Source organism: Streptomyces sp. NPDC041200 (assembly GCF_055591805.1).
In genome coordinates, this window is the sequence record NZ_JBVIZF010000017.1 from 116,997 (window position 1) to 140,804 (window position 23,808).

At 73.0% G+C, this 23,808-nt stretch carries 20 protein-coding genes; 7 read left to right on the plus strand and 13 right to left on the minus strand.

Annotation, left to right across the window (positions count from 1 at the left end; all coding sequences use genetic code 11):
* Nucleotides 1-146 precede the first annotated feature (146 nt).
* Both ACZ6CL_RS29600 and ACZ6CL_RS29605 read left to right on the plus strand, forming a co-directional pair.
* The gene (locus ACZ6CL_RS29600; RefSeq protein ID WP_468940972.1) at nucleotides 147-1,088 is read left to right on the plus strand and encodes a TauD/TfdA dioxygenase family protein; all 942 of its coding nucleotides are present in this window, start codon (nucleotides 147-149) and stop codon (nucleotides 1,086-1,088) included.
* Between the two features lie 147 nt (nucleotides 1,089-1,235).
* Nucleotides 1,236-4,040, plus strand: coding sequence for an AfsR/SARP family transcriptional regulator (locus ACZ6CL_RS29605; RefSeq protein ID WP_468940975.1), 2,805 nt, complete (start codon nucleotides 1,236-1,238; stop codon nucleotides 4,038-4,040).
* A gap of 38 nt (nucleotides 4,041-4,078) precedes the next feature.
* Here ACZ6CL_RS29605 and ACZ6CL_RS29610 read toward each other — a convergent pair whose 3' ends face one another.
* The 3 genes from ACZ6CL_RS29610 to ACZ6CL_RS29620 all read right to left on the minus strand — a co-directional run bounded on the left by ACZ6CL_RS29610 (nucleotide 4,079) and on the right by ACZ6CL_RS29620 (nucleotide 6,346).
* Nucleotides 4,079-4,915, minus strand: coding sequence for an SAM-dependent methyltransferase (locus tag ACZ6CL_RS29610; RefSeq protein WP_468940978.1), 837 nt, complete (start codon nucleotides 4,913-4,915; stop codon nucleotides 4,079-4,081).
* A gap of 52 nt (nucleotides 4,916-4,967) precedes the next feature.
* On the minus strand, nucleotides 4,968-5,291 hold the full coding sequence (locus ACZ6CL_RS29615; RefSeq protein ID WP_468940980.1) for a hypothetical protein: 324 nt from the start codon (nucleotides 5,289-5,291) through the stop codon (nucleotides 4,968-4,970).
* Between the two features lie 173 nt (nucleotides 5,292-5,464).
* The gene (locus ACZ6CL_RS29620) at nucleotides 5,465-6,346 is read right to left on the minus strand and encodes an alpha/beta fold hydrolase (protein ID WP_468940983.1); all 882 of its coding nucleotides are present in this window, start codon (nucleotides 6,344-6,346) and stop codon (nucleotides 5,465-5,467) included.
* A 185-nt stretch (nucleotides 6,347-6,531) separates the two neighbouring features.
* On the opposite strand from ACZ6CL_RS29620, the gene ACZ6CL_RS29625 reads away from it, so the two are divergent.
* Nucleotides 6,532-7,482 (plus strand): anti-sigma factor RsbA family regulatory protein, encoded by a 951-nt coding sequence (locus ACZ6CL_RS29625; RefSeq protein WP_468940986.1) that lies wholly within the window; start codon nucleotides 6,532-6,534, stop codon nucleotides 7,480-7,482.
* 26 nt (nucleotides 7,483-7,508) lie between these two features.
* Here ACZ6CL_RS29625 and ACZ6CL_RS29630 read toward each other — a convergent pair whose 3' ends face one another.
* Genes ACZ6CL_RS29630 through ACZ6CL_RS29640 form a run of 3 tightly spaced genes read right to left on the minus strand, consistent with a single transcriptional unit; the run spans nucleotide 7,509 to nucleotide 10,058 of the window.
* Nucleotides 7,509-8,273, minus strand: coding sequence for a polysaccharide deacetylase family protein (locus ACZ6CL_RS29630; RefSeq protein WP_468940988.1), 765 nt, complete (start codon nucleotides 8,271-8,273; stop codon nucleotides 7,509-7,511).
* Nucleotides 8,270-9,211, minus strand: a complete 942-nt coding sequence (locus ACZ6CL_RS29635) for a DMT family transporter (RefSeq protein ID WP_468940990.1) — start codon at nucleotides 9,209-9,211, stop codon at nucleotides 8,270-8,272. The genes ACZ6CL_RS29630 and ACZ6CL_RS29635 overlap by 4 nt, the downstream gene beginning before the upstream one ends.
* Before the next feature lie 13 nt (nucleotides 9,212-9,224).
* Complete coding sequence (locus tag ACZ6CL_RS29640) at nucleotides 9,225-10,058, minus strand: SDR family NAD(P)-dependent oxidoreductase (RefSeq protein WP_468940992.1); 834 nt, start codon at nucleotides 10,056-10,058, stop codon at nucleotides 9,225-9,227.
* Nucleotides 10,059-10,191: 133 nt separating this feature from the next.
* Here ACZ6CL_RS29640 and ACZ6CL_RS29645 point away from each other — a divergent pair, with 133 nt between their 5' ends.
* Nucleotides 10,192-11,322: an MGDG synthase family glycosyltransferase gene (locus ACZ6CL_RS29645; RefSeq protein WP_468941035.1), complete on the plus strand. Its 1,131-nt coding sequence runs from the start codon at nucleotides 10,192-10,194 to the stop codon at nucleotides 11,320-11,322.
* Between the two features lie 176 nt (nucleotides 11,323-11,498).
* Here ACZ6CL_RS29645 and ACZ6CL_RS29650 read toward each other — a convergent pair whose 3' ends face one another.
* Together ACZ6CL_RS29650 and ACZ6CL_RS29655 are read right to left on the minus strand one after the other, a co-directional pair.
* On the minus strand, nucleotides 11,499-12,308 hold the full coding sequence (locus tag ACZ6CL_RS29650) for a prephenate dehydrogenase (RefSeq protein ID WP_468940995.1): 810 nt from the start codon (nucleotides 12,306-12,308) through the stop codon (nucleotides 11,499-11,501).
* Between the two features lie 286 nt (nucleotides 12,309-12,594).
* A complete protein-coding gene (locus ACZ6CL_RS29655) occupies nucleotides 12,595-13,614 on the minus strand; it encodes a ketopantoate reductase family protein (RefSeq protein ID WP_468940996.1) in 1,020 nt (339 codons plus the stop codon).
* A gap of 73 nt (nucleotides 13,615-13,687) precedes the next feature.
* Between ACZ6CL_RS29655 and ACZ6CL_RS29660 the strand changes: the two genes are divergently transcribed.
* Nucleotides 13,688-14,653: a D-2-hydroxyacid dehydrogenase family protein gene (locus ACZ6CL_RS29660; RefSeq protein ID WP_468940999.1), complete on the plus strand. Its 966-nt coding sequence runs from the start codon at nucleotides 13,688-13,690 to the stop codon at nucleotides 14,651-14,653.
* Nucleotides 14,654-14,676: 23 nt separating this feature from the next.
* On the opposite strand, the gene ACZ6CL_RS29665 is transcribed toward ACZ6CL_RS29660, so the two are convergent.
* From ACZ6CL_RS29665 to ACZ6CL_RS29680, 4 genes are all read right to left on the minus strand, one after another.
* Complete coding sequence (locus ACZ6CL_RS29665) at nucleotides 14,677-16,278, minus strand: PucR family transcriptional regulator (RefSeq protein WP_468941002.1); 1,602 nt, start codon at nucleotides 16,276-16,278, stop codon at nucleotides 14,677-14,679.
* Between the two features lie 97 nt (nucleotides 16,279-16,375).
* Nucleotides 16,376-17,758: an NAD(P)/FAD-dependent oxidoreductase gene (locus ACZ6CL_RS29670; RefSeq protein ID WP_468941004.1), complete on the minus strand. Its 1,383-nt coding sequence runs from the start codon at nucleotides 17,756-17,758 to the stop codon at nucleotides 16,376-16,378.
* Between the two features lie 54 nt (nucleotides 17,759-17,812).
* On the minus strand, nucleotides 17,813-18,478 hold the full coding sequence (locus ACZ6CL_RS29675; RefSeq protein WP_468941006.1) for an HAD-IA family hydrolase: 666 nt from the start codon (nucleotides 18,476-18,478) through the stop codon (nucleotides 17,813-17,815).
* A gap of 39 nt (nucleotides 18,479-18,517) precedes the next feature.
* Entirely contained in the window at nucleotides 18,518-19,837 is a 1,320-nt protein-coding gene (locus ACZ6CL_RS29680; RefSeq protein ID WP_468941008.1) for an MFS transporter, read from the minus strand.
* A gap of 507 nt (nucleotides 19,838-20,344) precedes the next feature.
* On the opposite strand from ACZ6CL_RS29680, the gene ACZ6CL_RS29685 reads away from it, so the two are divergent.
* Nucleotides 20,345-21,319: a D-2-hydroxyacid dehydrogenase gene (locus ACZ6CL_RS29685; RefSeq protein WP_468941011.1), complete on the plus strand. Its 975-nt coding sequence runs from the start codon at nucleotides 20,345-20,347 to the stop codon at nucleotides 21,317-21,319.
* Between the two features lie 90 nt (nucleotides 21,320-21,409).
* A complete protein-coding gene (locus ACZ6CL_RS29690) occupies nucleotides 21,410-22,468 on the plus strand; it encodes a hypothetical protein (protein WP_468941014.1) in 1,059 nt (352 codons plus the stop codon).
* Between the two features lie 79 nt (nucleotides 22,469-22,547).
* Here the strand turns inward: ACZ6CL_RS29690 and ACZ6CL_RS29695 are convergent.
* Nucleotides 22,548-23,808, minus strand: a 1,261-nt coding sequence (locus ACZ6CL_RS29695) for a spermidine synthase (protein ID WP_468941017.1), incomplete at its 5' end; no start/stop codon positions are given.

The following is a 23,808-nucleotide window of genomic DNA, read 5'->3' on the forward strand; positions in this document are numbered from 1 at the left end:
ACTCCCGGACCCGCCGACGCCGTCGAGCGCCCGTCCGCGATGATCCGCACCGCATCCCGCCGGGTCTCCCCCTGTGCGCGGCGCGAGGGCTTCTCTGCCATCCGTCCCCGCGGCTCCGCCGCCGCGTCACGCATGAGGAGAACACCATGACCGTCATCGACACCCCGCCGAACCCGCCGGTGCTGCGCGACGCGCGCATCCCCGCGGGCGGCCTGTACGAGGGACCGCGCACGCTGCGCCGGGTGCCCGAGGAGTGGCAGGACCGCCCGTACGAGCGCTTCGAGCTGGTGCCCCAGGGGCGTGTCATCGGGGCCGAGATCCGCGGGGCGGACCTCTCCCGGCCGCTGGATCCGGGGCTGCGCGAGGAGCTGAACCGCGCCCTGCTGGAGTGGAAGGTGCTCTTCTTCCGCGGCGCCCACCTCACCTCCGCGCAGCAGCGCGACTTCGCCCGGCACTGGGGCGCGCTGGAGACCAACCCCCTGCTGTTCAGCGGTACGAGCGAGGACGTGGTGCGCTTCGACAAGAGCGCGGGCGCGCCGGTCACCTTCGAGAACGTGTGGCACGCCGACGTCACGTTCCGGGAGCGGCCCGCGCTCGGCGCCGTGCTCCAGCTGCGCGAGGTCCCGCCCGTCGGCGGGGACACCATGTGGGCGGACATGGCCGCCGCGTACGACAACCTGCCCCAGGAGGTGCGGGACCGTATCGACGGCGCCACGGCCGTGCACGACTTCATCCCCGGCTTCTCCCGCTTCTTCGGCCCCGAGCGGCTCGCCCCGTTCCAGGACGTGTTCCCGCCCGTCGAGCACCCGGTGGTGCGCACCCATCCGGAGACCGGGCGGCGGATGCTCTTCGTGAACACCTCCTTCACCACCCGGATCACCGGCCTGGACCGGGAGGACAGCGACCGGCTGCTGGCCTATCTGTGCCGTCAGGCGCAGGTCCCGGAGTACCAGGTGCGCTTCCGGTGGCAGCCCGGCGACGTGGCGTTCTGGGACAACCGCGCCACCCAGCACTACGCGGTCAACGACTACGCGCCGCACCCGCGCGTGGCCGAGCGGGTGGCCATCGAGGGGGACCGCCCGTTCTGACGGATGCCGGGATATCGCCACAGCCATGGCCAAGGGTGAGGTATACCGTTACCGGGGCAACGAGTTGACGGTCCTCACGGGCCGAACGGTCCACACGGACCGACGAGACAGAGGCCGGGCTGTGGCAGGGGGCCTCGGAGGTTACGGGTGCGATACCGGGTCCTTGGGGCGCTTGAGCTGTGGGACGGTGACCGATGGACGACCCTCGGCCCGGCGAAGTGGCGGATGCTGCTCGCGGTGCTGCTGTGCCACGCCAACCGGACCGTCCCGGCCGAGCGGCTCCTCGACGAGCTGTGGGGCGAGGGCCAGGCACCGCAGAGCGCGGCCAAGTTGCTGCAGACGTATGTCTCGCGGCTCCGGCAGAGCCTGGGTGACACCTCCGGCCAGGCCCTGATCACCGATAAGCAGGGCTACAAGGCACACGGCTACCGACTGGCCGTGGAGGCGGCCGACTTCGACGCGCACCGGTTCGAGCAGCTGGTCGAGGAGGGGCGGCGCGGCCTTGACCGGGCCTCCGAGTCCCCGGAGGACGCGGCCGAGCGGCTGCGCGAGGCGCTGGTGATGTGGCGGGGCACACCGTACGCGGACGTGCCCGCCACCCCGTCCGTGGAGGCGGAGACCACCCGGCTCGGGGAGCTGCGGTTGCAGGCCGTGGACGCCCGTATCGACGCGGATCTGCGGTGCGGTCGGCACACCGACGTCCTGGCCGAGCTGGAGGCGCTGACCGCCGAGCATCCGTACCGCGAGGGGCTGCGCGGCCGTCTGATGCTGGCCCTCTACCGCTCCGGTCGGCAGGCCGATGCCCTGGCCGCCTACCGCGATCTGCACCGGCTGCTGGCCGAGGACCTCGGGGTCGAGCCGATTCCGCCGCTGCAGCGGCTCCAGCAGCGGATCCTCACCGCCGACGCCTCCCTGCTGGCGCCCCCGGCCCCCCGCAAGGGGGAGAAGCCCGCCCGGGCGGCCACGCGCCCGGCCGCCCGGGGTCCTCGCCAACTTCCGCCCGCCAGCCAGGCGTTCACCGGCCGTCACGGCGAGGTGGCGGTGATCCAGGCACTCCTGAACCAAGATGAACAGGGCGAACAAGGCGACCGAGACGGCCAGGGAAACCAAGGCGACCAGAGCGGTCCCGTGGTGATCGCGGCCATCGACGGCACCGGCGGCGTGGGCAAGTCCACGCTGGCCATCCACACCGCGCACCAGCTCGCCGAGCGGTTCCCGGACGGCCAGCTCTACGTCGATCTGCACGGCACCACCGCCGGGCTCTCGCCCCTCGAACCGGCCGAGGTGCTGGGACGGTTCCTGCGGGCCCTGGGCGTGGACGGGTCGAGCGTGCCGGGTGACACGGACGAGGCGTCGGCCCAGTTCCGCTCGCTGGTGGCGGGGCGGCGGCTGCTGGTCATCCTCGACAACGCCGCCTCCGTGGACCAGGTCCGTCCGCTGCTGCCCGCCGGGCCCGACTGCGCCGCGCTGGTCACCAGCCGCGAGATGCTGACCACCCTGGAGGGCGCCACCCATCTGCATCTGGACGTCCTCCCCCACGACCAGGCCGTCGCGCTGCTGGAGCGGATCGTCGGGGTGGAGCGGGTGCGGGCCGAGCGCGCCGAGGCCGAGGACATCACCCGGCTGTGCGGCCGTCTGCCGCTGGCGCTGCGGATCGCGGGCGCCCGGCTGGCCGCCCGCCCGGCGTGGCCGCTGCGCACCCTGGTGGCGAAGCTGACCGACGCCCGCGGCAGGCTGGACGAGCTGCGCTTCGGCGACCTGGCCGTGCGGACCAGCTTCGAGGTGAGCTACGACGCCTTCCGGCTCGGCGGGCGCTCCGACGACGCGGACGCGGTACGCGCCTTCCGGCTGCTCAGCGCGGTGCCCGGGCAGGACGTGAGCGTGCCGGTGGCGGCCGCGCTGCTGGACCAGCCGGCCGACCGCACCGAGAACGCCCTGGAGCGGCTGGTCGACGCGCAACTGCTGGAGAGCCCGGACTCGGTCCGGTACCACATGCACGATCTGCTCCGGCTGTTCGCCTCGGAGCGGGCCGAGCAGGAGGAGCCCGAGGCCGAACCCGCCGCGGCGCTGGAGCGGGCGATGTCGGCGTACGTGGCCACCACCCAGCGGGCGGTCGCCCTGCTCGACCCGCGCCGCCCCTGGCCCCGCCATCCGGTCGAGGGCACCGTGATCCCGCTGCGGGACGCCACGGAGGCGGAGGCGTGGCTGAAGGCCGAGGCGGGCAATCTGCTGGCCGCTGTCGCCCACGCCGTCACCCAGTCCGACGCGCTCGCCCGGCTCGGCATCCGGCTGGCCCAGGCCCTGCAGTGGTTCCTGTATCCGCGCGCGCAGGCCCAGGCTCTGCAGACGGTCAACGAGCTGGCGATCGGCGCCGCCCGGCGGCTGGGCGACCTGGAGAGCCAGGCGTGGGCGCTGGATCACCTCTCGGGCGCGCACTGGCTGCAGCACAGCTACGAGGAGATGCGGGCCACCCTGGAGTCGGCGCTGGAGATCTGGCGTGCCATCGGCCATCCGCGGGGCGAGCAGCGGTCGCTGTGCAACCTGGCCGACGCGCTGTCAGAACTGGGGCTGTTCGAGCAGGCCATCGCGGTGCAGCGGCGTCAGCTCGCGCTGGCCCGGGACACCGGGGACCTGGCGGCCGAGGTGATCGGCCTGGGCAACCTGGGCCGCGCCCACCGCGGCCTCGGCCAGTCCGAGGCCGCCCTGACGTGTTTCAAGGAGAGCCTGGAGGCGGCCCGGCGGACCGGCGACGTCCATCACCAGGGCTTCGCGATGTACGAGATCGGCATCACGTACATGGAGCAGGGCAAGTTCCCCGAGGGCCGGGCGCACCTGGACGAGGCGCTGCCGGTGTGGCAGCGGCCGGGTACGTACGAGAGCTGGCGCGGGCACACCTGGAGCGGGCTCTTCCCCGCCTGCATGACGCTGCAGATGGGCCCCGGCCCGCACTGAGGGCGGGGCGGGGGCTTCGTCGCCACGGCTCCAGAGCGCTACGGCTTGCGGGCCACTCCGCCATAGGCCCACACCCGGCTCGGGTCGTGCTCGGCGCCGATGCCCGGGCGCCAGGCGGCCAGCTGCACCAGGCCCGGTTCGAGCACGTCGAGCCCCTGGAAGAAGCGCATGATTTGGGCGTAGTCGCGCGGCGCCGCGGTCACCGGGCTGACGCTGAGCGGCTCCCAGTCCCGGTCCTCGGGCGTCTCGTCGGTGAAGTCGCCGGTGGCATGGGACAGGATCAGACAGCTGCCGGGGGCGGCCCATTCCATGAGCCGGGCGACGATGCCGTACGGATCGTCCTTGTCGTCGAAGTAGTCGAGGATGAACGTGAGCACGATGCCCACCGGCTGCCCGGGGTCGAGGAGTCGGCGCACCTCGTCATGGGCCAGGATCTTCTCGGGCTCGCACAGATCGCCATTGATCATCGTGGTGCCGGGGACCGCCAGCCGGGCCTGTCCATGGCTGGCCACGATCGGGTCGTTGTCGACGTAGACCACGCGGGACCGGGGATTGACCGCCTGGGCGATCTCATGCACGTTCGGCGTCGTGGGCAGGCCCGAGCCGATGTCCAGGAACTGGCCGATCCCCGCGTCGGCCAGTTCGGCCATCGCCCGCTGCAGAAAGCGGCGGTTGGACAGGGCGGTGTCCCGGATCTCCGGCGCGATCCGCAGGAACCGCTGGGCCTGTTCGTAGTCGGCGAGGTAGTTGTCCTTGCCGCCGACGAGGTAGTTGTAGACCCGGGCCGGGTTCGCCCGGTGACCGGGATGGCGGCCGTGGTCGACCGGCTGCCACTCCACCGTGGTGAGCCCGATGCCGGGCCCGCTGCTGTTCATCCGAGAATCCCCTGCCCTCAAAACTGCGTCGCCTCTCCCGCCTGCCGGGTCGTCACCGCGGATGCGGTGCCGGGCCGGGACGCCAGGTGACCGTGTCGCTGGGTCCCGGTTCGGCCCAGGCGACCGGGGCTCGTGACCAGAGGTGGAACGGCAGGTCGACGTCGGCGGACACCCGGCTGAGCTGCCCCCAGGAATACGCGTGGGAGTGGACCACGGCGGCGTGCAGCGCCGCTTCGAGGCAGGCGCGCGCGGTCCGCTCCGCACGGCAGGTGCCGCTCGGGCCGGAGCCCTCCACCCCGCCGGACACCTGATAGGTGCTCCAGGCGTAGAGGGCTTCGTCCTCGGTATGCGGTTGCTGCTGCTGGTCGACGTTCACGGGCCCTCTCCAGACGCGTCTCTACCGGCGGGGCTTGGCGATGCGTCCAGCATCGGAGAGGGCGGATTACCGGCGGTATAGCGGCGGTAAAGCGGGATGCGACCGCGCTATACCGGCCGGGACGTACGAGGTCGTACGGGGTGTGCGGGAGATACGAGGTGGACGGAACCCGGTCAGTCGGCGAGCCAGGCCAGCACCTCACGGTTGATCCGCTCGGGCTGCTCCAGGTGCAGGAAGTGGCCCGCGCCGTCGACGAGTTCGATCCGGGAGCCCGCCGGGAGGTGGTCCTTGGCGCTGTGGATCACATCGGAGCCGATGCAGCCGTCGTCGGTGCCGTGCAGGAAGAGGATCGGCCGCTCACCGGTGGCGGTGATCGCCGCCTGCTCCGCCGCGTAGGCCGGCACGTGGCGGGTCGGGTCGAACAGGGCCTTGTAGTAGCCGATCGCGGCGGCGAGGTGGGCCGGGTCCTTCAGGCTCTCCTTGACCTGCGCGATGTCCTGCGCGGAGTCGTGGTAGCCGGGCGACCAGTCGCGCCACAGACCGTCGATGAGCGCCATGTCATGGGCCGCGACGGCCGCCTCGGCCAGCGGGGTCTGGAACAGGAAGATGTAGAAGGAGCGCTTGAACTGGCCGTAGTCGTAGCCGAAGAAATCGGCCAGCACGCCGCCCAGCGGGGGCACGGACATCGTCACGGCGCGCCGCCAGCGCTCGGGGGCGTGGGCGATGGCGCCGTAGGCGGCGATGGCGCCCCAGTCGTGGCCGATGAGCACCGCGTCGCCGTCGGCGCCGAAGGCCTCGTGCAGGGCGTTGGCATCGGAGGCGATGGCGCCCGCCTGGTAGGCGCCGTCGTCGGGTATGCCGGTGGGTGCGTACCCCCGCAGGAAGGGGGCGACGGCGTGGTAACCCGCGTCCGCGAGGGCGGGCAGCAGGTGGCGCCAGGAGTGTGCGGTGTCGGGGAAGCCATGCAGGCAGAGAGCCAGCGGGGCGTCCGCCGGGCCCGCTTCGAGATAGCCGAACTCGAGTCCATTCGCGGTGATGCTCTTGACCTGTGTCACGCTCAGCGATGCTAATTCACCGTCAGGAACACGTCCACGCACGCCAACGGGGAATTCCTCAGCACCCGATCATCCGGCTGCGCGGTGGCCGGGAGGGTGGCAGACTGCGCGCTGTGCCGTCCGGATCCACCCGACCGGGAACGGGCACCTCCGCCTGACCGCCCGCCCGGCCCGAGGGAGGCCCCATGACCAGCCCGAGCAGCCCCGTCGCGGATCACCACGAGGCCATGGTGCACCGCGGGTTCCTCTACCGCGACGAAGGGGAAGTGGTCGATGTCTGCGTGCCCTTCCTGCGCGAGGGCCTGGAGGCCGACGACGCGGTGGCCGTCGTCGCCGCCAAGTCGAACATCGCGGCGCTGCGGGACGCGCTCGGGCGGGACGCCCCGGCGGTGCAGTTCGAGGACGCGCTCAGCTGGTACCAGCACCCGGTGAAGACCATCGCCGCGTACGACTCCTTCGTGAAGGCCGAGTCACCGCGCCGGGTCCGGGTGATAGCCGAGCCGGTGTGGCAGGGCCGCACTCCGCTGGAGGTGGTGGAGTGGGCGCGCTACGAGTCGATCGTGAACGCGGCGTTCGCCCACTCCGGTGCCCGCGCCATCTGCTGTTACGACCGCCGTGTGCTGCACCCCGAGATCCTGACGTACGCGCGCCGGACCCACCCCGAGATCATCGACGGTCAGGGGCCCGAGGAGAGCCTGGACTACCTGGCCCCCGGCCCGTTCAGCGCCACCTGCGACCGCCGGGCGCTGCCGCCCGCCCCGCGAGGAGCCGACCGGCTGCCGGTCGAGGGGGCCGATCTGGACGCCGTGCGCGTCTTCATCGCCGAGCGGGGCGGCCGCCACGGCATGGGCCTGGAGGCCCTGCGCAACATGGTCGCCGCCGTCGCCGAGGTGGCGAACACCGCCCTCCGCCACGGCAGCGCCCCGGCGGAGCTGCGGGTGTGGACCGAGGACGGCGACCTGGTCTGCGAGCTGGCCGGGCCCGGCCACTGGTACCCGGACGCCCTCTGGGGTTTCACCCCGCCGGAGGGCTCGGACACCGGGTTCGGGCTGTGGGGCGTGCGGATGCTGTGCGACGTCGTCCAGATGCAGGCGGACGCGGATGGCACCCTGATCAGGCTGCGCACCGGGCTGTGACCCCCGGGCTCTGACCACCAGGGGGGTCACCTTCGCGACGCGGGGAGTTCCGGCACCCCGTGGTCGGCCAGCGGGCCCACCTCAAGACCCGCGGCGCGGCACGCGGTGACCAGGTGCGGCAGGGCGGCCAGGGTGACGCGCCAGCAGCCGAGGGAGCCCGCCCGGTCGGTGTCGTGCAGCAGGACCGTGGCGCCGCCCCGGAGGCCGCCGCGCAGGGTGGCGAGCACCGAGGCCGGGGTGGCGTTCGGGGACCAGTCGCGCCCCCAGGCCGACCACAGGATCGGCCGCAGCCCGGCGCGTACGGCCGCGAGCCAGCGGCCACCGGTCAGGACGCCGTACGGGGGCCGGTACCACAGCGGTTCGGCACCGGTGGCCAGCCGCACCGCCCGGGCGGCGTACGCGACCTCCGCGACGTCCCGGACCGGCCTCGGCAGCCAGGGGCGGTTGTGGGTCCAGCCATGGACGGCGAGTTCGTGGCCGCGCAGCGCGATCTCGCGGGTGGTGCGGGGGTATCGCAGCACGCTCTCGCCCAGGACGAAGAACGTGGCGCTCACCGCCAGCTCGTCCAGGGCGTCCAGGAAGCGCGGGGTGGAGTGGGGGTCGGGGCCGTCGTCGAAGGTGAGGGCGATGTGGTTGGACCGGCCCCGTCCGGCCAGCGCGGGGAAGAGGACCCGCCGGGGCAACGGCAGCCAGGTGCCCGCCGGGACCAGGTGCGCGGCCGCGGCCAGCACCGCCGCGTTCCGGGCCAGCGCACCGGTCCGGGACGCCACCCGCGCGCGCCCGGCGGTCACGGCGGGCTCCCGCCGTCCGGGACGCGCCGTACCGTCGGCCCCACCGCCGTGCCCGAGGTGTCCGCGTCCCAGCCCTCGGCCATGGCCGGCGACCGGGTGAGGCCGACGATCCCGGCCGCCATCAGGACGATGCCGACCGCCTCGGGCAGCAGGCGCAGCCCCAGTTCGACGCGTTCGCCGAACAGCACCCAGCCCAGCGCGATGCTCACCAGCGCGTCCCCGAGGGTCAGCGCGGGCTGGGAGGCGGCCAGGGTGCCCGCGCGCAGAGTGCTCTGGAGCAGCAGAAAGCTGAGCAGCCCCACCAGGCACACCGCGTACAGCGGCCAGCTCGTGAACACGGCGGCCACTCCCCCGCCGAAGTGGCCGGTGAACTCCTTGATGAGGGCCGCCGTGCACGCGAAGCCGACCGCGGTCGCGCAGCCGAGCGCCGCGGCCCGCGCCGCGCCCCGCAGCGCCCGCGCCACCAGGACCAGGGCGCCCACGACGAGCACCAGCACCACCCCGGCGGGCAGCCAGAGCCCGTTCCGGACCGTGTTCCGGCCGTGCGAGGGGTCTGCAGCGACGAGGAAGAGCGCGAGCCCGGCGGCGAGCATCACGAACGCCAGCCAGGTCCGGCCGCCCGGCCGCCGGTGGAACACCAGGCTGCCCACCACCAGGGTGAACAGCAGCTCGCTGACCAGCAACGGCTGGACGACGGAGAGCCGCCCGACCGCCAGCGCCCCCACCTGGGCCACCGCCGAGACCACCATCGCCGCGCCCCCGGCCAGCCAGTACGGCCGCCGCAACAGCCGCGACAGATGCCGCAGCGTCTGCCCCAGCCCGCCACCTGCCGCCGGCACCTCCCGCTCCTGGTCCATCGCGGCGCGCCGCTGCAGTACCGACGCCGCGCCGTTGCCCAGGGCGGACAGCAACGCGAGGAGGACGGTCAGGGCGCCCATGTCACCGTCTCCCTCACCCGAAGCGGGCGGCCAGCCGGTGGTACAGCCCCGGGGCCGCGCCGCGCACCAGCACGGGCACCCGCAGCCAGGCCGGTACGTACACCTCGTCGCGGCCGCGCGCGACGGCGTCCCACACGGCGTCGGCGACCCGCTCGGGCGGCAGCGGGCGCGGCATCCGGCGGGTGTACGGGACGCCGCGGCGGGCGAAGAACGGGGTGTCCACCACGCCGGGGACCACATGGGTGACGCGGACGCCGCCCCGGCGCAGCTCGTGGCGCAGGGCGTCGGCGAAGACGCCGAGCGCCGCCTTGGCCGCGGAGTACACCGCCTCGCCGCGCACCCCGACGCTGCCCGCGACCGATCCGATGAGCACGATGTGGCCGCGCCGCTCGGCCAGCATGTGCGGCAGGACCAGCCGCACCAGCCGCATGGTGGCGAGCAGGTCGACGCCCACCACCCGGTCGATGGCGGCGGGCGGCATCGCGCTGAAGGGACCCGCCCAGCCGATGCCCGCCCCCGCGACGAGCAGGTCCACCCGCCCGGCGGTACGGAAGGCGGCGTCGACCAGGCCGCGACCGCCCTCGGGAGTGGCCAGATCGGCGGGCAGGGCGACGGCCGAGGTGTGCGCGGCCACCCGGTCGAGACGTTCCCGGTGGCGGCCGCTGACCAGCAGCCGCCATCCGCCGCCCGCCGCGAACCGGTGCGCGACGGCGGCGCCGATACCCGAGGACGCGCCGGTCACCAGCGCTACCGCGGTTTCGGTGGGGGCGGCCCCGGTGGCGGTGGGTCCGGCCAGGTCACGCGCGGCGCCGTGCTGCGGCTGTGCGTCCGGCAGAGGGCGGGCCATGGCACCTTCCTGTCTCGCTGCTGACCGGCGGCATCGGCACCCACCGGCCGTCGAGCGCGCGGTTTGGCGGCACGCGGAGCGGATACCTCCAGTGAGCCATGAGCGGCCGCGCCTCGCACCATCGGAGGTGATGATGCACCTGCCGTCGCAGCGTTTCCTCGTGGTGAGCGCCAGCATGGGAGCCGGTCATGACGCGGTGGCCGGGGAGCTGGCGCGCAGACTGGAGCGCGCGGGGCACCGGGCGGACCGGGTGGATGTGCTGGAGTTGCTGCCCGCCGGGATCGGACCGGGGCTGCGCGCCTTCTACCGGGCGGCGGTCCGCCGGGCCCCGGCGGTCTACGCGGGCATCTACCGGGCGTTCTTCCAGCCCGGCCCCGGCTGTGGCGGCGGGCCACGGCCCGGCACCGCACCGCTGGCGGCGCTCGCCGAGGACCGGCTGCTGGCGCTGGCCGGGCAGCTGCGGCCGGACGCGGTGGTGCCCGTCTTCCACCTCGCCGCCCAGCTCACCGGGCGGTTGCGGGCGCGCGGGGCGCTGACCGTGCCCAGCGCGGTGGTGGTCACCGATTTCGCGGTGCACCGCCAGTGGCTGCACCCGGGCAACGATCTGCACCTGTGTGTCACCGAGGAGGCCGCCGAACGGGTACGGCAGGCCCTCGGCCGACCCGCGGTGGCCACCGGCCCGCTGGTGGCGGGGCGTTTTCTCGGTCCGGCGGCCGGGGCGGCGGACTGGCGGCGCCGCTTCGGCCGCCACGCCCCCGGACGGCCGCCGGTGGTCCTGTCCGCCGGGGCCTGGGGGGCCGGTACGCGGCTTGTGGCCACCGCGCGGCTGCTGTCCGCCGCGGGCTATCTGCCGGTGGTGCTGTGCGGCCGGGACGAACGGCTGCGCCACCGGCTGTCCCGGTGGCCGCAGGTGGCGGCCCTCGGCTGGGAACCGGATCTGCCCGGACTGCTGGGCGCCACGCGGGCGCTGGTGGACAACGCGGCCGGACAGACCGCGCTGGAAGCACTGGCCACCGGAGTCCCGGTGGTGGGCTACCGCCCCATCCCGGGCCATGGGCGCGAAGGGGTCCGCCGGATGGCCGCCCTCGGTTTGACGGACCACGCGACGGACTCATGGGAACTGCTGCGCCTGCTCGACGCGCTCACCGCAGCGTCCGCGCTGCGCGAACGCCGTATCACCGCGGGCCGACGGCTGTTCACCACCGATCCCGCCGATGTCGCCGCCCGGCTGGCCGACATCGTGGCCGTGGGCGAATCCCACTGAAGGAGTGAGTGGACCCCAAGGAGTGGGTGGGACCCCAAGGAGTGGGTGGACGGGAGTGGGTGGACCGCAGGTTCGGCGCGCGCACGGCCGCCGAAACATCCGGGTCCACCCTCCCCAAACGCCACTTCCGCCCCCGCTACCGCTGAAGTGGCGGCGCACTGACGGGAGAGCGGCGGTCAGCTGGTGGCCGCGGCCTCGTACAGGCCACGCCCGGAACGCTTGGCGCGGTCCGTCGTGCGCAGCCGCTCCAGCGTGTTGCGCACCGAGTTCACGTTGGTGCGCGTCTCGTCGCGGCCCAGGGCGTCGTTGACCTCGGACGCGCGCATCGGACGGCCCGCCTTCCTCAGGGCGCCGAGCACCGACTCGGCGAGCCCGGTGGAACGCTCGGAGGAAGTGCCCGCCGCCTTGGCCGTCTTCTCGGGGGCCTTGGCGGTGGCCTTCTCGCTCGCCGGGGCGCTCTTCTCGGTGGCCTTGGCCGCCTTGGTGGTGGCCTTGGCGGTGGGCTTGGCGGCGGGCTTGGCCGCCGCCTTCTTGGCGGGCTTCTTCGCGGCGGTCTTCTTGGCCGCCGCCTTGGTGGCGGTCTTCGCGGCCCGGCCGCCGGTGGTGGACTTGGCGGCCTTGTTGCGCTGACGGCCGATGGCGGCCTTGCGCGTGGCGGCGGGCGTCCGGGTCGCCGGAGCCGCCTCGGCGGCCTGCTTCGACTCGCCCTCGGTGGCCGCCTCCGTGGCGGTGGCCTTGGCGGTGGCGGTGTCCTTGGACACCGGCTTCGCCTCCGCGATGTCACCGTTGCCCGCCTGCGGGAGCGAGTGGCCTCCCGAAAGGGCCTGAAGGCTGCTCAGAGCGGTACTGACCACCTCCAACCGCTGGGTGACGGCGTCCAAATCACCCTTGAGGGCCTCCTGTTGCTTCTCCAGTTGCGGAAGCTCTGCCTTCAGTGCCTCGATCGTCGAGCCCACACTGTTGTCGGCACTCAGCGCGTTCACCATCACTTCGTCCCCTTTCTGGGCGTCTGCGCCCATCGTTGCTGCGATTATGCCTGCTGTTAGGTGTGTGCGGTGCCCTGTGTGCCACCACGCAAAACAACTGGGACCGCCTTGACGGCTACGGAGCAGCCAACTTTCCGTGAAGTCACGTGGCACGAACCCCCTCGTCAGACCCTCCGTGTCATCCGCAGGAGTGGTGGCGCGCGTCGTGATGACGACACATCAGGCGCGAAATACACCGCGCGCCCCCATGCCACCTCAGCGGGCTTTCCTCACCGAGGTGTTGTCCTCACCGAGGGGTTGAGGGAGACGCCGCCGCGTCGACGAGCGCGGTGAGTTGGCCGGGGGTCATGCTGCCCGGTGCGCGGCGCTCCCGGGCGCAGGTGCCCGCGATCCGTCCCAGCGTCTCGTTGACCGGGGCCGGGATGCCGCGTTCGCGTCCGAGCAGCACGATCTCCCCGTTGAGATAGTCCGCCTCGATGGTGCCCGTCCCCCGGGTCAGGCTCTGCCACGAGGAGCCGCCGCCGCGCTCCACACCGTCGGCCGGGCGCGTCTCCACCTTTCCGGAGCGGAGTGCGGCCTGTTCGGCGGCGTCGGCGTGGGCGATGCCCGCGGCGTCGAGGACCGCGGCCCCCTCCGCCTTCGCCCGCGCGGCGAGGGCCTGGGCCTCGTCCCCGGTGAGCGGTCCGCAGATCGCCTCGACGGCGTTGACGAGGTTGCTGATGAGCTTGGCGTACTTCCAGCGCATCACGTCCGGTACGACCGGCGCGAGGAACACGGACTCCTCCAGGTCCGCGGACACCCGCCGGATGGTGTCGTCCTCCCCCGACGGATAACGGCCCAGGCTGAGGATGCCGGTGTACGGGGCGCACGGCGCGGCGACCACCCCCGGCTCCAGGTACGTCGCGGGCAGCCAGACGCAGACGCCGTAGACCCGGCGGAAGCGCCGCAGCGCCAACCGCTCGTTCTCCACGCCGTTCTGGGCGCAGAGCAGCGGCAGCCGCTCCCCCGCGGTGCCGCCGCCGGTGACCGGGCGCGGCGCCCAGGCGTCCAGCGCCGCGGCGCTGTCCTGGGTCTTCACGGCGAGAACGAGCACATCGCCGGGGCCCAGTTCGACGCCCTCGGGTCCCGTGACGACGGGTGCCGGGACCTCATGGGTGGTCCCGGGCGCGGTGAAGCGCAGTCCGTGGTGGCGCAGCGCCTCGTAGTGCGCTCCGCGTGCCACCAGGACCACGTCATGACCGGCCAGATGGAGCCGGGCGCCGATCGTGCCGCCGACCGCGCCCGCTCCGATGATGATGTAGCGCACCGGGCCCCCTTCCCCGTGGGTGGTAGAAACAACGTACCTGCACGGACCTGTTGGAAGAGCCCGAGGGGATACGATGAAACTGCGCTGTGCCGTGCTCGACGACTACCAGGACGTGGCCCTGTCCTCGGCCGACTGGTCGGGGGTCAGCGACGCGGTGGACGTGGTGTCGCACCGGAGTCACTTCACCGACCGGGACGCGCTCGTCGAGGCGATCGGGGACTGCGAGATCGTGGTCATCATGCGGGAACGCACCCCGTTCCCCGCTGAGCTGTTCGCCCGGCTGCCCCGGCTCCGGCTGCTCATCACCACCGGGATGCGCAACGCGTCCGTCGATCTGGAGGCGGCCGCCCGGCACGGGGTCACCGTGTGCGGCACGGCGAGCGCCTCCCAGCCGCCCGTCGAGCTGACCTGGGCGCTGATCCTCGGTCTGGCCCGCCACCTCGTGACGGAGAGCACCGCGCTGCGGGACGGCGGGCCGTGGCAGAGCACGGTCGGCCTGGATCTGCACGGCCGTCGGCTCGGGCTGCTGGGCCTCGGCAAGATCGGGGCCAAGGTGGCGCGGATCGGCCAGGCGTTCGGCATGGACGTGGCCGCGTGGAGTCAGAATCTGACGGCCGAGCGGGCGGCTGAGGAGGGCGTGCGGTTCGTCCCCTCCAAGGAAGAATTGCTGGAGACCAGCGATGTGGTCTCGGTACATCTGGTGCTCGGCGACCGCACCCGGGGGCTGCTCGGCGCGCCGGAGCTGCGGCGGATGCGCCCCACGGCGTACCTCGTGAACACCTCCCGCGCGGCCATCGTGGATCAGGCCGCCCTCGCGGACGCCCTGCGGGGCGGCTGGATCGCGGGCGCGGGGGTCGATGTGTTCGAGGAGGAGCCGCTGGGTCCGGAGCACCCGTTCCGTACGCTGCCGAACCTGCTCGGCACCCCGCATCTGGGCTATGTGACCCGGGGCAACTACGAGGGCTACTACCGCGACGCGGTGGAGGACATCCTCGCGTATCTCGCGGGCGAGCCGGTCCGCGTCCTCACCGCTCCGTAGCCGCCGCAGGAGGACGCACGGCGTCAGCCCGGCCCCGTGCCCAGGGTGTCCAGGGCCATGACGGCGACATGGAGCCGCGATCGCTGGGCGCCGGACTCCAGGCTGCCGCCGACCAGTCGCTCGATGGTGTGCAGGCGCTGGTAGAAGGCCTGCCGTGACAGTCCGGCCTGTTTGGCGGCGACGGACTTGTTGCCCGCGGCGTCGAGGTACTGGCGCAGGATGGCCAGCAGATCGCCGCCGTGCCGCTCGTCGTACCGCATCAGCCTGCCCAGCTGCCGTTCCACGTAGTTCTGGACGCGGACGTCGTCGCGCAGGGTGTACAGCAGTTCCGGCAGTCCGAGGTCCGCGGGCACGTGGAACGGCCGCCGCGGTGTGCCGGGGCCGATGGCGTCCGCGACCTCCTCGGCCTCGGTGAACGACCGCGCCACCTGGTCGAGGGCGGTCACCCCGGGGCCGACCGCGAGGACGGCTTCCTCGCCGAGGGCGCCGAGGGTTTCCTCGGCGACCCGGCCGATGCGCTCCACCACGGGCTGCCACGCGGCGGCGAGCGGCAGGGTGAGCAGGACGCCGGTGCGGTCCGGGGAGAGCCTGCCGACCAGCGCGTGGATTCCGGCGCCGCGCAGGTCCTCGCCGAGGTGGCTGTCCAGGTCGGCCCGGTCGGCGGCGTCGGGCCGGTGGCCGACGGCCAGGGCGATGAAGAGGTGGCCGACGGTCGGCAGCCCGAGGGCCTCGACCCGGATGCGGGACTCGGTGCGGCTGAGGGGCTTTGCGTGCCGCAGTTCCAGCAGGGCCGACGCGCGGGCCTGCCGGTCCCACTGGGTGTGGCCGGTCATCCGGGCCAGGGTGAGGGCGGTCGCGGCGCGCCGGAGGACCAGGGTGTGCTCGGGTCCGGAGGCCGGGCCGGTCTGGTCGGGCAGCGCGACAAGGCGCCCCCAGCGCTGCCCGTCGTGTTCGACGGGGGCCACCAGCCAGCCCTCCGGTCCGCTGGGCGCCGCGTGGTCGGGCGTCGGCGTGGCGCGGGACCGGCGCTGCCACGCCTCCAGGATCGGGCCGCCGGGGCGGCCCGCCGTGCAGACGATCACGGCGTGGTGCACCAGGTTCTCCAGCACCACCGACCGTCCCATCAGGTCGGCCGCGACCTGGACCAGCTCCTCCGGGCGTGCGCCGCGCAGCGTCAGGTCGGTGAACAGCTCGTGGACCTGGTGGGAGCGGCGCAGCAGTTCGCCCTGGGCGTCCAGGATCAGCGCGTGGACGGTCTGGGTGACCTCGATGAACCGGATGCCGTGGGAGAGCACGATCAGCGGGAGGTCCCGGGCCCGGCAAGCGGCCACCAGGTCCGGCGGCACCTGCTGGTACCGGCGGCCCAGCTCCACGACCAGCCCGGCGGCGCCGACATCGGCGAGCTGGTCGGCGTAGCCGCGCAGCCGGGTGGGGTCGTTGGGCTGGGGCATGCCGGTGGTCAGCACCAGCTCGCCGCCCTCCAGGAACGACGCCGGGTCCAGCAGTTCGGTGACGTGGACCCAGCGGACGGGACGGTTCAGCCGGTCCTCCCCGGCCATGACCCGGGGCAGCCCCGCGGCGATCACGGGCAGCCGCAGTACGTCGGCGACGGTGAGCAATGCCATCCGGCCCGCTTCCTCCCTGCACGGTGCCCGCCGTGGCGGGCGGATCTCTGGAGCCCCGGCGGCGCGCGGGGAGACGGGGCGCCGGGACTCCAGGATCTCAGGGTCGCCGGGCAATGAGGTCGGCGACGGTGGCGATGGGCGAGGTACGGGTGCGGCCGCCCGCCTCGTGCCGGTCCGCCAGGCGGTAGGCGACGTACAGTCCGCGCACCCCGAGCCAGCGGAACGGCTCCGGCTCCCAGGTGCCGGGGCGGTGCCCGGTCCACGGCAGCCGGGTCAGCCGGGTGTCCCGCCTCAGCACCAGGTCGGTGAGGGTGCGGGCGGCCAGGTTGGTGGAGGTGACGCCGTGGCCGACGTAGCCGCCCGCCCAGCCGGTGCCGGTGGCCCGGTTCAGGCCGACGGTGGCCGACCAGTCGCGGGGGACGGCGAGGACCCCGCACCAGGCGTGGTCGACCCGGACACCGGTGGTCTGCGGCAGCATGCGCTGGAGGGTCTGGGTGAGCTGGCCGATCGTACGGTCGCTGACCCGGCCCGAGTCGTCGGTGCGGGAGCCGAAGCGGTACGGCACACCGCGCCCGCCGATGGCGATCCGGTCGTCCGGGGTGCGCTGGGCGTACATGTGGCCGTGTGCGGTGTCGCCGAGGGTTTCCCGGCCCTCCCAGCCGATCTCCTTCCAGACCTGTTCCGGCAGCGGCTCGGTGACGATCATCGAGCTGTTCATCGGGAGCCAGGCCCGCCGCAGCCCCTTGAGGGACGAGGTGAACCCCTCGGTCGCGCGGAGCACCACGGGGGCGCGGACGGTGCCGTGTGCGGTGAGCGCGCGGCCCGGCTCGATGGCGGTGACGGGTGACTTCTCGTAGATCGTGACGCCGAGCCGTTCCACCGTCTCGGCGAGCCCCCGGACCAGGGCGGCGGGCTGGAGCCGGGCGCAGTGCGGGGTGTACGCGCCCGCGGTCACCCCGTCGATGGCGATGTGCCGGGCGGACTCGGCGGGGGTGAGCAGGACGGACTCCGGCACACCCCATGCGTGGTCCTGCTCGATCTTGTGCCGCAGCCGCGTGGCCTGGGCGGGGGTGCGGGCGACCCGCAGGGTGCCGCCCTTGACGATGTCCGCGTCGATGTTCTCGCGGGCGGCGACGGCGATGACCTCGTCCACGGCCTCGTTCATGGCCCGCTGCCAGTCGAGGACGGCGTCGCGGCCGTACATGCTGGCCAGCCGCTCGCGGGCACCGGGGATCAGTCCGGAGGCCCAGCCGCCGTTGCGGCCGGAGGCTCCGAAGCCAGCGAACTCGGCTTCCAGGACCGTGACGCGCAGGGACGGGTCGGCCTTCTTGAGGTAGTAGGCGGTCCACAGTCCGGTCATTCCGGCGCCCACGACGCACACATCGGCGTCGCGGTCGCCGGGCAGCGCCGGGCGGGGGGCGGGCAGTTCGGCGAACCAGTGGGCGACGCGCCCGTTGACCGGTGCCGTGGTGGCGGACATGGGGTCCTCTCGCGGTGTGGGGGTGGCCGGGGAGCCGGGTCGGACGCCGGGACGTCAGACGCCGAGCAGACCGGGCAGCTCGGACAGGTCCTTGATCTCCTCGTACGGCTGATAGGCGGCCGACCCGGGGAAGCCGTACCGGTTGACCCAGATCCGCCGCATGCCCTCGTACCGCTTGGTCGGCATGATGTCGTACTCCCAGCCCTGGGCGGTGTGGATGATGTCCGAGGGCCCGCGGCCGGTGGCCTTCATGAGGTATTCGAAGGCCTGCGGAAGCGGCTTGAACGCGCCCGCCTGCTCGGCCGTGAGGACGTAGTCCCACTCCACGCCCAGCTCGTCGACCGCGTAGGAGATCAGGTCGTCCTCGCTGTTGGAGAGGATGGCGATGTCGTATTCGCCCTTGAGCCGGCGCAGCGCGTCGGGCACCTCATGGAACGGCTTGAACCGCTTGATGGCCTCGATGAGGGCGTCGCCATCCTCGTCGCGGTAGGGCAGCCCGTGCAGCAGCATGACGTTGCGCAGGGTGCGGCGGACGGTCTCCCGGTACGGACGGTACTCGTCCACGACACCCTGGAATCGCATCACGTACGCGTCGTGGTGGAACTGCTTGGGGTCGACGCCGTACTCGGCGAGCCGGTCCTTGACGATCTCGTGGGTGGCGCCCTGGGTGTCGAAGTTGATGAGGGTGCGGTAGCAGTCGAAGGAGACGAGCTTGCGCATGGAGGGGTCCTTTCGGAGAGGAGGAGGCGCGGGACGCGGTCAGGCGCGGCGGCTGGCTTCCGCCAGGCCCAGGTCCTTGGTTTCGGGCGCGAGGATGATGGAGGCCACGAGGCCGATGATGGTGATGCCCGCGCCCATCGCGAGGGTGCCGCGGACGCCGAAGTCGGCGGTGAGCATGGGCAGCAGGAAGGTGCTGGAGGCGGAGCCGACCCGGCTCATGGCGGTGGCGACGCCGACGCCGGTGGCGCGCAGGTCGGTGGGGAACAGCTCGCTCGGATACACGAACTGCAGTCCGCTGCCCGCGGCCTCGAAGAACTGGAACCCGGCGAAGAGGGCGACCACCAGGAACGCGTAGTGCAGCGGCAGCACGATCAGGGCGATGAGGCAGACGTTGATGCTGGCGAAGCTGCTGATGAGCAGGGGCCGCCGGCCGATCCGGTTGACCACGAGCAGCCCGACCGCGGTGCCCGCGACCGCGATGGTGGTGATGAGGGCGCTGGCGCCGAAGGTGCTGGTCACCCCGAACGACTCCAGCATCTGCGGCTGGAAGGACCGTACGGCGAAGGCGGGCGCCACCTGACAGATCCAGAACACCGAACAGAACAGGGCGGGGATCGCGTAGCCGCGGCGGAAGATCTCCGCCAGGTTGCCCAGGCCCGAGCCGCCGCGCCGGGTGCCGCTCTCGGCGAGCAGTTCCTCGCTGCTGACCTCCTGGTGGAGGTGGCGGCGTACGACCTCCTTGGCCTCCTCCACCCGGCCGCGGGAGGCCAGCCAGCGGGGCGACTCGGGCACTCCGGCCCGGAAGAACATGAAGATCACGGCGGGGACCGCACCGGAGGCCAGCATCCAGCGCCACGCGTCGTCGCCGGTGCCCATCAGCAGCCAGCCGGCCCAGAAGCTGACGCCGTAGCCGACCCACCAGGCGAGGACCAGGCCGGACAGGGCCGGGCCGCGGATCTTGCGCGGGACCAGCTCGGAGGTCAGGGCGGACGCGATCGGGTAGTCGGCGCCGATCGCGATGCCGATCAGCAGCCTCAGCACCAGCAGCTGCCACGCCTCGGTGACGAAGAACTGGAGGGCCGAGAAGACCACGAAGGTCAGCAGGTTGAGCACGTACATCAGATGGCGGCCGACCCGGTCCGTGATCGGGCCGAAGACCGCGCCGCCGATGAAGACGCCGACCAGGACGGAGGCGGCGATCAGCCCCTCCCACATGGTGTTCAGGCTGAGCGCCGGGGTGATCAGGCTGAGGGCGACGCCCATGATGCCGAGCAGATAGCCGTCGCAGAACGGCCCGCCCATGGCGACGGCGACCATCCTGCGGTGAAAGCCGGTGACGGGGGCTTCGTCCAGGCTCACGGTTCGAGTGGTGGTTTCTTGCGAAGGTGACGGGCTGGACAAGGACATGCTTGAGACTCCTGGGGACGAGGAGGTGGCGCCGGGGCGCTGGGCGATGCGGCACAGGGGGTGGGCATCGGGCGTCAAGCATTCGTGCGGGGCGCCGCGGGGGCCGCGGGGTGTGCTGCCGGGGACGGGCAGGTGAAGGGAGGTTGGATGGCCATCACCATGGTTCAGCGGTCCGGCACCGTCAACGGCCATCCTGTTCCATCGGCGGCTCGGTGGTGGACACTCTGTACGCCCGCTCCGCACCGGGGATGCGCAGGACTTTGGTCCCGGGAGGCGGCTCCGTCGGGGACACAGCGTCCACAACGGCCCGCCGGGGCGGACACTGTGCCCGTTGCCCCGGAGCGCGGCCGCGGTCAGGGTGTGGGAATCCGATCCGCACCCTTCCTGACCTCGGGAGAACCGTCATGACACTCCGGTGCGAACCCCCGGGCGGCCTGAGCGACCCGCCGGGAGGCGGCCGTGGGTGACCGGCGTGCCCCGCTCATCGTCCTGTACAACGACCATCTGCCGAACAACCGGGAGCGGATCGAGTCCCTGGCGCGGACCGTGTACGCGACCGAGGAGGAACTGCCGGACCTCCTCCCCGGCGCGGACACCCTGCTCGCCTGGTGGCCACTGAGCCCGGCCGTCGCCGCCTCGTGGCCGGACGACCCCGCGAAGGCCCCCCGCTGGGTGCACGTGGCCGCCGCGGGCGTGGACCCGTATCTGTTTCCCGCGCTGACCGGCAACCCGGATGTGGTGCTCACCAATTCGCGCGGGGTGTACGACCAGCCCATCGCCGAATACGTCCTCGGGCTGGTCCTGTCCCTCGCCAAGGACTTCCCCGGCATGTGGGACCACCAGCGCGGCCGTCAGTGGCGGCCGCGCGACAGCGAGCGCGTCGGCGGCCGGGCCGCTCTGGTCTGGGGCACCGGGTCGATCGGCCGGGCCGTCGCCCGGCTGCTGCGCGCGGTCGGCATGTGGGTGAGCGGCGCGGGCCGCACCCCGCGCGACGCCGACCCCGACTTCGGCACGGTGCACGGTCCGGCGACGCTGCGCACCGGGCTGGGCGAGGCCGATTACGTGGTGCTGGCCGCCCCGCTCACCCCGGCCACCCACGGCATGGTGGACGCCTCGGTGCTGGCCGCCATGAAGCCCGGCGCCCGGCTGGTCAACGTAGGGCGCGGCCAATTGGTGGACGAGGCGGCCCTGATCGACGCGCTGTCCGGCGGCAGGCTGGCCGGTGCCGCGCTGGACGTGTTCGCCCAGGAGCCGCTGCCCGCCGCCTCGCCGCTGTGGGAGCTGCCGGGGGTCATCGTGTCCCCGCACACCGCGGGTGAGGTGATCCGCTGGCGCGACGACCTGGCCGAGCTGTTCCTGGACAACCTGCTCCGCAGGGCCGAGGGCCGTCCGCTGCGCAATGTGGTCGACAAGGCGCTGGGTTACGTCAGGTAAGTGGTGGCCACCGCTCCGTTTCACCTCGCTCCGGCCGGAAAGCCGCAGAGGACGGGGAAAAACACCAACGGCCCGCAGACGGAGGGGAACGTGGCGCACACCACACCAGGTCAGGGCACCGGCGCCGAACGGATCCGGGAGAACGCCAGAGGGCAGGGCACCCCGCCGACCCGGCGGGGGCTGCTCTCGGTGACGGCGGCGGCCGGTTTCGGTCTGCTCGCCGGATGCGGCGAGCAGAACACCGACTGGTCCAGTCCCTCCAGGAGCCCCACGCCCTCCAAGGGCGGCGGGACCTCCGCCGCGGGCTCCGACAACAAGGCCAGCCGCTCCCCGTCGCCGCGGCCGACGAAGCGGCGGCCCGAACTCCCCCGCGGCGGCCGCGATCTGTCCAGGTACCGCATGGTGGGGTACTGCGGACTGCCCGGCGCCGCCGCACTCGGCCGGCTCGGTACCGGTGACCTGAACCAGCGGGCCAAGGAGATCGAGAAGACCGCGCGCGACTACGCCGCGGACCGGGAGCCACTGCCGGTCCTCGAACTGCTCGCGACCATCACCAACAGCTCCGCGGGACCGGACGGTACCTACCGCACCCGTGTCCCGGACGACACGGTCCGCCGTTTCCACGAAGCGGCCCGGCGCCATGACGCGCTGCTGCTGCTCAACATCCAGCCGGGCCGGGCGTCGGTGCTGGACGAGGTCAAAGCGCTGCGCAAGTGGCTCGTCGAGCCCGATGTGGGCGTCGCGCTGGACCCCGAGTGGGACATGGGCCCGGGAGAGGTGCCGGGCGATACCTACGGCCACACCAGCGGACAGGAACTCACCGACGTGGCGCGCTATCTCTCGGACATCGTCGAGGAACACGATCTGCCGGAGAAGCCGCTCGTCTTCCACCAGGTGGCGGTGTCCGTGGTCCGCGACCAGTCCGCGCTGCGCCCGCAGCCCGGGGTCGTCGTGATCAAGAGCGCGGACGGCATCGGCTCGCCGGGCATGAAGCGGGACACCTGGCGGCAGCTCGTGAAGGACCAGCCGGAGGGCGTGCGCACCGGCTTCAAGCTCTTCTACGAGGAGGACGCCGAGACCAGCCGGCTGATGACACCGAAGGAGGTGCTGGCCCTGCGGCCACGGCCGGACTACGTCATGTTCGAGTGACACGCCATCCCAGTGACGCGCGTGAAGCCGCCCCCGGTCCGTCGGACCGGGGGCGGCTTCGTCAGGAGACGCGGCCGGGTCACGTCCGTGGCGCGGTGGCCACGCTGACCGGTTCGTGTTCGGCGCGCTCGCCCGTACCGGGCCGGGTGAAGCGCATCAGGACGCAGGCACCCGCGTACAGCACCGCCACCACCAGCAGCAGGGCCTGGTAGCCGGTGACCAGTGCGAGGTATTCGAGGGTTCCGCCGACCAGCGAGCCGAGCAGGTTGGCGCCGAAGGCCGCCGTGGGGTCGGAGGCCACCGCCAGCCGGTCGGAGAAGATGAGGTTGGCGCAGAAGATCGGGGCGAAGGCCAGCGCGATCGCGGCGGCCAGGCGCCCCGCGAAGGGCAGTCCGAGCACCAGATGGGCCGGGATCAGCCAGGAGACGGCCAGCGTGGCGAAGAGCAGCAGCTGCAGCGCCAGCTGGTTGAGCTTGACGATCCGCCGCCGTACCTCGACCGCGGACAGGACGGCCAGCAGCACACCGGCGAAGACCATGGCGTTGACCAGCCAGGTGGTGCCGAAGTACAGCGCGAAGCCGATCACGTTCTTGGTTTCGAGCAGCATGAACGCGGCGCCGAGCAGGAACATGTCGGCGTACCGGACGGTCCGCCGCAGCCGTACGCCGGTCAGCCGCACCGACGCCAGGGTCACCACCAGGATCGCGCCCAGCACCCCGAGGTAGAGGGTGGGAACGGTGCGGTGCAGCAGATACGGGAACGGGTGGTCGTCGCTCGCGGCCTTCGGCACCGGGCCGGACGCCTTCCACGTGGCGCCGCAGGACTGGGCGGCCGGGGTGGTGCCCGCGACGAGGATCGCGGCCCTCTGGTTGCCGTAGTGGGTGATGCAGGGGGCGTGTCCGAAGACGGAGGTGAGCGTCCCGCCGAAGCGGTCGATGAGCCAGTTCTGCCGGTAGTAGTTGTACATGGCGAACGCGCCGCCGGGGGCCAGGTGGCTGTGGGCCGCCTCGAACGCCTGCCGGGTGAACAGGTAGCTCTCCAGCCGCAGGTTGCTGGCCCCGGACACCAGGGTCAGGGAGTCCGGCAACGCGAGGACGATCAGGTCGTAGCGGGCCTTGGTCTGCTCCAGGAAGGCCCGTCCGTCGTTGATGTGGACGTGCACCCGGGGGTTGTCGTACGGCCTGGCCGGGTGCAGGGAGGCGCCGATCTCCTGAAGCCTCGGGTCGATCTCCACGGCGTCCACGCGCCGGGCCCCGTGCGCGAGGGCGAGGGCCACGTCGTTGCCGTTGCCCGCGCCGATGACCAGCACCCGGCGGTGCGAGTTGCGCGGCGTCTCCCGG